This window comes from Streptomyces sp. NPDC005866, assembly GCF_040629895.1.
Taxonomy (GTDB): Bacteria; Actinomycetota; Actinomycetes; order Streptomycetales; family Streptomycetaceae; genus Streptomyces.
Window position 1 is genome coordinate 71,538 of the sequence record NZ_JBEXWP010000010.1, and the last position, 7,004, is coordinate 78,541.

Consider the following 7,004-nt stretch of genomic DNA (forward strand, 5'->3'; position numbering starts at 1 on the left):
CAGGGAGTGGCGCAACCGCCTTGGTCCCGTGAAAGGATGGGGCGCCCACGCACCGGAGCCGGGCGGAATGTCCTGGTCGGAGCCGGTACGCAGGGCGTGTCGGACGGCTTGAGGCGAGAGGACCGGAGCGTACGTGAGCGAGAACCAGAACCTCCTCGCGGAGCAGCGCCGCGCCCTGATCCTGGACGAGGTCCGGCGCCGGGGTGGCGTACGGGTCAACGAACTGACCCGCAAGCTCGGTGTGTCGGACATGACCGTACGGCGGGACCTGGACGCGCTGGCCCGGCAGGGCGTACTGGAGAAGGTGCACGGCGGTGCGGTGCCGGTGGTGGAGGCGAGCACGCACGAACCGGGGTTCGAGGCCAAGTCGGGGCTGGAGCTGACCGCCAAGGAGGACATCGCCCGGGCCGCCGCCGAACTGGTCGTACCGGGTACGGCGATCGCCCTGTCCGGCGGAACGACGACGTACGCGCTGGCCCATCAACTGCTGGAGGTACCCGACCTGACCGTGGTGACGAACTCGGTGCGGGTCGCGGACGTCTTCCACGCGGCGCAGCGCGTCTCCGGGCAGCGGCAGGGCGCGGCGACCGTCGTCCTGACCGGCGGAGTGCGCACCCCGTCCGACTCGCTCGTCGGCCCGGTGGCCGACCAGGCGATCGCGGCGCTCCACTTCGACCTGCTGTTCCTCGGTGTGCACGGCATATCGGTCGAGGCAGGGCTCTCCACGCCGAACCTCGCGGAGGCGGAGACCAACCGCCGCCTGGTGCAGTCGGCACGGCGGGTCGTGGTGGTCGCCGACCACACCAAGTGGGGCACGGTGGGCCTGAGTTCGTTCGCCAAGCTGGAGCAGGTCGACACGCTGGTCACGGACGCCGGGCTGCCCGCGGCGGCACGGGCGGAGATCTCCGAGCACCTGCGCCGTCTGGTGGTGGCGGGCGAAACCGACTGAGGGTGCAGACAGTTGACGGATCCGGCTCCGCCGAGCGAGCGCCACGAGCAACAGGCAACCGCGCCCCCGGGAACGGCCCGCAGACCCACGCGCCGCCTCCGAACTGCCCGCAGACCCCCCGCGCCTATCCCGGCCAGACCCCAGTGTCCAGCAGAGCCTCGATCGCCGCTGAGTACGGCGCGATGTCCAGCCCCTGCTCCTCCAGCCAGGAATCCGAGTAGTACTTGTCGAGATACCGGTCCCCCGGATCGCAGAGCAGCGTCACCACGCTCCCCGTGCGCCCCGCCGCCACCATCTCGGCGACGATCTTCAGCGCGCTCCACAGCCCGGTCCCGGTGGAACCGCCCGCCTTCCGCCCGATCGCCCGCTCCAGCGCCCGTACCGCCGCCACGCTCGCCGCATCCGGCACCTTCATCATCCGGTCGATGGCGCCGGGCACGAAGCTGGGTTCCATCCGCGGCCGCCCGATGCCCTCGATCCGGGACCCGCAGTCGCAGGTGACGTCCGGATCGCCGGTGGTCCAGCCCTCGAAGAAGCAGGAGTTCTCGGGGTCGGCGACACAGATCCGCGTGTCGCGCTGGGTGTAGTGGACATAGCGCGCGAGGGTCGCGGACGTACCGCCGGTCCCCGCCGTGGCGACGATCCACGCCGGTTCCGGGAACCGCTCCAACTCCAGCTGACGGAAGATGGATTCGGCGATGTTGTTGTTGCCGCGCCAGTCCGTGGCCCGTTCGGCGTAGGTGAACTGGTCCATGTAGTGGCCGCCCGTCTCCACCGCGAGGCGCGCGGACTCCTCGTACATTTTCCGGGAGTCGTCCACGAAGTGGCACTGCCCGCCGTGGAATTCGATGAGCCGGCACTTCTCCGAGCTGGTCGTACGCGGCATGACGGCGATGAAGGGCACGCCGATCAGCTTGGCGAAGTACGCCTCGGAGACGGCCGTCGAGCCGCTGGACGCCTCGATCACGGGACGGCCGGGCCGGATCCAGCCATTGCACAGGCCGTAGAGGAAGAGCGAGCGGGCCAGCCGGTGCTTGAGGCTTCCTGTGGGGTGGGTCGACTCGTCCTTGAGGTAGAGGTCGATGCCCCAGGCCTCGGGCAGGGGGAAACGCAGCAGATGGGTGTCCGCCGAGCGGTTCGCGTCCGCCTGGACCTTGCGGACGGCTTCTTTGAGCCAGCCGCGGTACTCGGTGTCGCTGTGGTCGACGTCGAGGGTGGCGCCGGTTCGGATCTGCGGGGTGGTGCTCACGGCGGGACTCCTTAGGCTTCGCGCCGACGGCGTCCGAGCGCGGCCGACGCATCGATCATAAGCACCTTCCGCATAGCTTCTCACCTGCATAAACGCATCTTTGAGCGCCTCAAAGGCCCCCTGGGGAACAGTGGCGCGAACCCTTCGGGGGCGCATCGCGGCGAGTGCTCCGAGCGCCCCCTGCCCAGCGGCCTGTGCGCACTGGTGCTCCTCGCCGAGGGCGGGCAGACTGCCACCGGACGGGACGAACGTCCCGAACGGGGACGCACACTGGATCAAGAGACGAGCTGGAGCGCGCCGGCGGGGGCCACAAGCTTCCGGGCCGGCGACCGACACACTCGAAGGGGCGGGGCAGGATGGCGGAGCCGGAGTTCACGGCGAAGGGCGTGCGGATCGACAAGCGGCTGCGTTCGCTCACCCGGGCCGGGCAGGTCCGGATAAGCGACGGCAGGCTGCAGCTGCTGACCAGCTACGGCAGCGAGATCGACAGCGCGCCCGTGCAGGCGGTGCGAGCCTCCAAGCCATGGTTCGCGTCGGAGGACCGGGCCAAGGCCGACCTCAACGGCCAGCGTTACTCACTCACCCTGGGCGACCACGATCCGGCACCGGGCGAGCCCGGGCCGCCCGCGGCGCGCCGCTTCATCGAGGCGGTACGGCGAGCCGCTGGGCGTGACCGCTGAACCACGGCGAGTTGCGGGACCGTACGCGCTGGGTCACGCTTGTCTCACGTCACTCTGGGTTTACCGGCGATAACGCTGCGAACCAGCCCGCCGGCCACGACAGCAGGCGGCCCCATGGACGGCGGCACCCTGCTGGATCCGTTCTCCGTGTTCTTCCGGACCTCACGTCGGGGAGTCGCAGTCGTGATCGAACACCCAAGCAGACACTGCTCGGTGGAGCTCCAAGCCCTGCCCTCGCGGATCGGCCAGGTCCGCAGAATCGTATCTGCACAGTTGCGCTACTGGCGTCTGGACCCGCTCATAGACCGGGCCGCGCTCGGCGTGACGGAGTTGCTGACCAACGTCCACCGGCACGCCCAGCCCAACAAGAACTGCACCGTGGAGATCGAGCTCCAGCTCGACCGCCTCACAGTGTCGGTCCGTGACCATGATCCGCGCCTCCCGGTGGTCGAGGACGGGACCGACATCGCGTCGATGGCCACCTGCGGACGAGGCCTGGCGATGGTGGCCGCCGTCAGCGAGAGCTGGGGGGTACGGCCGCACGACGACGGCAAGGTCGTGTGGTTCACCCTGCCCGCGCCGACCGCCACACCGAAGGCGGCCCGCCCGCAGCGCCGTACCGCCGAGGCGGCACCCCGCCGGGTCGTCGCGGCGGGACCGGCGGCCGCCAGTGCGCCCGCTGCCGGTCATGCGACCGTCGGCGCCTCCGCCGCACATGTCAACGCCAGTGCCTCCACCGGCGTACCCGCGACCGCCGGCGCCCCTGACACCGCACATGCTCCCGCCCGCTCGACTGTCGCCAGTTGAGCGGGCGGTGAGTCTCCTCCTCGGGCGCTACCGAACACTTGCCCAGTGCTCCACCCTTCAGGGTGGAGGTGTAGGGCATCCTCGCCCCGGCGGCCCGGAGGGCCGCAGATTCATGGCAGGATCGCCTTGTCCGACAACGTAGTTGTCGGACCTACCGCCGGACGGGCGGGATGTCAGGCCTGCGGAGGCCGTGTAAGACCGACCCTCACCGGTCGGCAGTGGCCTGTGAAACTCATCAACCAGATGACTGCGCTGGAGACCGGGCCGGTCAGCGGCTGGTGGATCAGACACGAGCTCCACGGCCAGGACGCCACCCTGGAGCAGCTCCGCGTCGACCGTCAGCTCGAAGAAGCCCTTGTCCACGGCCCGGACCCGCTCCACCTCGCCGAGGTCTTCGGTTTGGACGAGAAGACCGCGATCCGCTACGCGAACTCCGCCCGCGCTCTCCTGGAGCGACCTTTGGAGACCGACCCCGCGACTTCACCACGAGCCCACGGGTCCACCCCCTGACATCAGGGCACCGGACCCTCGGGTTCCCGCCGAGAACCCTTCAGTTTTCGCGAACTCGCGGGGGTCATGGGGTCCCAGCAGTTCTCGCGGGAAAAACAACGCTAAGCGGCTGCGGCCCAGCTCAGGGGCCGGTTTACAGCGGAGGACCCCAGTGATTGCATCGCCGGGGTCCTCCGCTGTAGTGCGCTGCTCGGTCAGTGACGGGGCGCCAGCGGGTGAACATGCACTGGTCGTCGCCGGCGCCGAGCCTGAAGGGGAGGGCGACGCGGTCGAGGGCGAAGCGCTCGCCGGGGACGTGGACGGTGTAGCCGCACCGGGTGTAGAAGGCGCCGTGATCGCGGTCGGCTTCGTAGGAGCCGTACAGCCCAGCTGCTCGTAGACCTGCCAGGTCCGCTTGAGCAGTGCGGCGGCGATGCCCTGGCCGCGGGCGTGCTCGGCGACGGCCAGGCCGTGGACCTTGGCGATGAACAGGCTCATGGCCATGGCCCTTTCCGGGTCGTAGCCGCACTGTGCCGTCGCGCGTTCGCCGTGGACGGCAAATGCCTGCGCGGAGCAGTCCGGCAAGACGGCACCCGGGTGTTCGTCATCACCGCCGCCCGCCGCAACGACGCCCTGACCGCAGCACTGCGCGAGATCGGCATTCGAGTTGGTCGCCGTGGTCCGCCGGGATTTCGGAACTCGCGTGAGCCGCCTACTGGCCGACGCCGCCGACATCGGCCGAACGACGAGACTCCCGGCGCTTCTCGACGGCGAACACCCGATTCTTCTCTACCTGTTCGCGAACGGCCTCAGGGAGGTCGTTCATCGACAGCAGTTCGTCGCAGGCGACGATGGACCGGCCGTAGTCCCCCACCCAGTAGGCGGTGATCGAGTACTCGAAGAGGAGCCCCCACCGGTACACCCAGGGCTGGGTGAACAGGATGTCCGCCGAGGGCAGGGGTTTGCGGATCCCGCTGCCGAGCAGCGCGTGTGCAGTGTGGTAGCGCTCCATCTTCCGTAGCCGCGAGGCAAGTTGGTAGCAGGCCTCGAGCCGTTGCGGCCGGGTCTCCCACGCCTTGGTGAAGGCCTCCGCTGCGTGCGGCCAGTCCGAGACAGCGGCCTTGAGGAGGCCGATCTGATACAGGGAGTAATACAACTCCTCCTCCCAACCACCCATGGCGACGCGGCGCTCGTAGAGGTCGATCGCCTCGGCCGTGTGGCCCAGGTCCCGCATGGTCTGCGCCAGGTAGAACACAGTGCGCGGATTGTCCGGGTCGCGCTGGAGTTCCAGGTTCAGCAGACGTGCGTCGCGCTCGAACTTGTCGTGCCTGGAGCCGCCGTCGCCGTGGTCGCGGATGACCAGGGCATCCAGGTTCTCCCGGCGTACAGGTTGGTCACAGGTGAGGTATTCGTGGGTAACGCCTTCGTACCGCCACGGCAGGTCGCCGCGGACGAGCCGCGGCATACGGAACGAAGTGTCGCCGTCATGGCACAGCATGTACTCGTCGGCGGTCAGCGGGGGAATCTCGCCCTCACGCAGCACTTCGAGATCCGCGTCCAGCAGTAGGAGATAGTCGGCCTTGCCGCGGGCGTACCGGATGTTCAGGGTGCGGTTGTATCCGAAGTTCACCCAGGGCACTTCGTGCAGTTCGCCCGGGATTCCGTCGAGCGCCAGGCGGATCATGTCCTGGGTACCGTCGGTGGAGCCGGTGTCGGTGATGACCCATGTGTCGATCACCTCTTTCGCCGCGGTCAGGCAGCGGTCGATGATCTTCGATTCGTTTTTTACGATCATGCCCAGGCAGATGGTTGGGTTCATGGGGTCCTCTTATGGGTGCTGTCGCTTGCGGCGGATCACTGCCGAACGGTCACCGATTCGATGATCACGGGCTTCTTGGGCCTGCCGTCGGAGGGCCGTTCCGAGTTCGGTTCTTTCCGATCCACTTCAGGACGTCGAGGCCGCTCAGAACGGTCCCGAAAGGTGTCCAAGCCTCCGGCTTACGGGCCTGGGGGTCGGCGTAACTGATGAAGAACTGGCTGCCGTTGCGGCCTGAAATCGCTCTTCGCCCGGGATCAGACCGGCTGGCAGACCGACGTGACGTTGACGGTCGCGGCGTCGACGCCAGGGTTGTGGACAGAGATGGTCCAGGAGTTACCCGGAGAGCTCGTCAGCGTCTGCACCTCACCCGATCCCCCCACCTGGTTCTCGCCGCCGCTGACGGCCACGAACGACCCGAGGGTGGTGCAGTCCCCTCCCTGCAACGTCACCGTGCTGCCGGCGGGGATCGTCTGGGGGTTCAAGGGCGAGTCCAGCAACTGCGTTTGTGTGGTGCCTGCCGCGCCGGTCGGGCCGGTCGGACCGGTCGCACCTGTGGCGCCGTCCACTCCTGCCGCGCCGGTCGGGCCGGTCGGGCCGGTCGCGCCGTCCACTCCTGCCGCACCCGTCGCACCCGTCGGGCCGGTCGCACCGTCTACTCCTGCCGCGCCGGTCGGGCCGGTCGGGCCGGTCGCACCGTCCACTCCTGCCGCACCCGTCGGGCCGGTCGCGCCGTCCACTCCTGCCGCGCCGGTCGGGCCGGTCGGGCCGGTCGCGCCGTCCACTCCTGCCGCACCCGTCGCACCCGTCGGGCCGGTCGCACCGTCTACTCCTGCCGCGCCGGTCGGGCCGGTCGGGCCGGTCGCACCGTCCACTCCTGCCGCACCCGTCGCACCCGTCGGGCCGGTCGCACCGTCCACTCCTGCCGCACCCGTCGGGCCGGTCGCACCGTCCACTCCTGCCGCGCCGGTCGGGCCGGTCGGGCCGGTCGCACCGTCCACTCCTGCCGCGCCG

The 7,004-nt window shown here is 69.5% G+C and carries 9 protein-coding genes and 1 pseudogene; 5 read left to right on the top strand and 5 right to left on the bottom strand.

Annotated features, from left to right (window positions below):
• Nucleotides 1-133 precede the first annotated feature (133 nt).
• Nucleotides 134-949 carry a DeoR/GlpR family DNA-binding transcription regulator gene (locus ABZ396_RS16810; protein WP_358918192.1) on the top strand — a complete coding sequence of 272 codons (816 nt, stop codon included), beginning with the start codon at nucleotides 134-136 and terminating at the stop codon, nucleotides 947-949.
• 124 nt (nucleotides 950-1,073) lie between these two features.
• Here ABZ396_RS16810 and ABZ396_RS16815 read toward each other — a convergent pair whose 3' ends face one another.
• Nucleotides 1,074-2,198, bottom strand: coding sequence for a PLP-dependent cysteine synthase family protein (locus ABZ396_RS16815; protein ID WP_358918194.1), 1,125 nt, complete (start codon nucleotides 2,196-2,198; stop codon nucleotides 1,074-1,076).
• Nucleotides 2,199-2,554: 356 nt separating this feature from the next.
• On the opposite strand from ABZ396_RS16815, the gene ABZ396_RS16820 reads away from it, so the two are divergent.
• The 3 genes from ABZ396_RS16820 to ABZ396_RS16830 all read left to right on the top strand — a co-directional run bounded on the left by ABZ396_RS16820 (nucleotide 2,555) and on the right by ABZ396_RS16830 (nucleotide 4,195).
• Complete coding sequence (locus ABZ396_RS16820) at nucleotides 2,555-2,878, top strand: hypothetical protein (protein WP_358918196.1); 324 nt, start codon at nucleotides 2,555-2,557, stop codon at nucleotides 2,876-2,878.
• A 183-nt stretch (nucleotides 2,879-3,061) separates the two neighbouring features.
• Nucleotides 3,062-3,685, top strand: coding sequence for an ATP-binding protein (locus tag ABZ396_RS16825; RefSeq protein ID WP_358918197.1), 624 nt, complete (start codon nucleotides 3,062-3,064; stop codon nucleotides 3,683-3,685).
• 243 nt (nucleotides 3,686-3,928) lie between these two features.
• Nucleotides 3,929-4,195: a hypothetical protein gene (locus ABZ396_RS16830; RefSeq protein ID WP_358918199.1), complete on the top strand. Its 267-nt coding sequence runs from the start codon at nucleotides 3,929-3,931 to the stop codon at nucleotides 4,193-4,195.
• Here ABZ396_RS16830 and ABZ396_RS16835 read toward each other — a convergent pair.
• Nucleotides 4,166-4,678, bottom strand: coding sequence for a GNAT family N-acetyltransferase (locus ABZ396_RS16835; RefSeq protein ID WP_358918200.1), 513 nt, complete (start codon nucleotides 4,676-4,678; stop codon nucleotides 4,166-4,168). The two genes, ABZ396_RS16830 and ABZ396_RS16835, sit on opposite strands and share 30 nt — an antisense overlap.
• Nucleotides 4,679-4,708: 30 nt before the next feature.
• On the opposite strand from ABZ396_RS16835, the pseudogene ABZ396_RS16840 reads away from it, so the two are divergent.
• Nucleotides 4,709-4,840: pseudogene (locus ABZ396_RS16840) on the top strand (ISAs1 family transposase); the annotation flags it as partial.
• A gap of 46 nt (nucleotides 4,841-4,886) precedes the next feature.
• On the opposite strand, the gene ABZ396_RS16845 reads toward ABZ396_RS16840, so the two are convergent.
• The 3 genes from ABZ396_RS16845 to ABZ396_RS16855 form a co-directional block, all read right to left on the bottom strand.
• Nucleotides 4,887-5,993 carry a glycosyltransferase gene (locus tag ABZ396_RS16845; protein ID WP_358918202.1) on the bottom strand — a complete coding sequence of 369 codons (1,107 nt, stop codon included), beginning with the start codon at nucleotides 5,991-5,993 and terminating at the stop codon, nucleotides 4,887-4,889.
• Nucleotides 5,994-6,057: 64 nt separating this feature from the next.
• The gene (locus ABZ396_RS16850) at nucleotides 6,058-6,312 is read right to left on the bottom strand and encodes a peptidylprolyl isomerase (protein WP_358918330.1); all 255 of its coding nucleotides are present in this window, start codon (nucleotides 6,310-6,312) and stop codon (nucleotides 6,058-6,060) included.
• Nucleotides 6,248-6,991 (bottom strand): hypothetical protein, encoded by a 744-nt coding sequence (locus ABZ396_RS16855; RefSeq protein ID WP_359184952.1) that lies wholly within the window; start codon nucleotides 6,989-6,991, stop codon nucleotides 6,248-6,250. The genes ABZ396_RS16850 and ABZ396_RS16855 overlap by 65 nt, the downstream gene beginning before the upstream one ends.
• Between the last annotated feature and the right edge of the window lie 13 nt (nucleotides 6,992-7,004).

Coding starts and splice junctions, on each gene's coding strand:
- ABZ396_RS16845 (WP_358918202.1), bottom strand. CDS start 5,993: ATGAACCCAACCATCTGCCTGGGCATGATCGTAAAAAACGAATCGAAG.
- ABZ396_RS16820 (WP_358918196.1), top strand. CDS start 2,555: ATGGCGGAGCCGGAGTTCACGGCGAAGGGCGTGCGGATCGACAAGCGG.
- ABZ396_RS16835 (WP_358918200.1), bottom strand. CDS start 4,678: ATGGCCATGAGCCTGTTCATCGCCAAGGTCCACGGCCTGGCCGTCGCC.
- ABZ396_RS16830 (WP_358918199.1), top strand. CDS start 3,929: ATGACTGCGCTGGAGACCGGGCCGGTCAGCGGCTGGTGGATCAGACAC.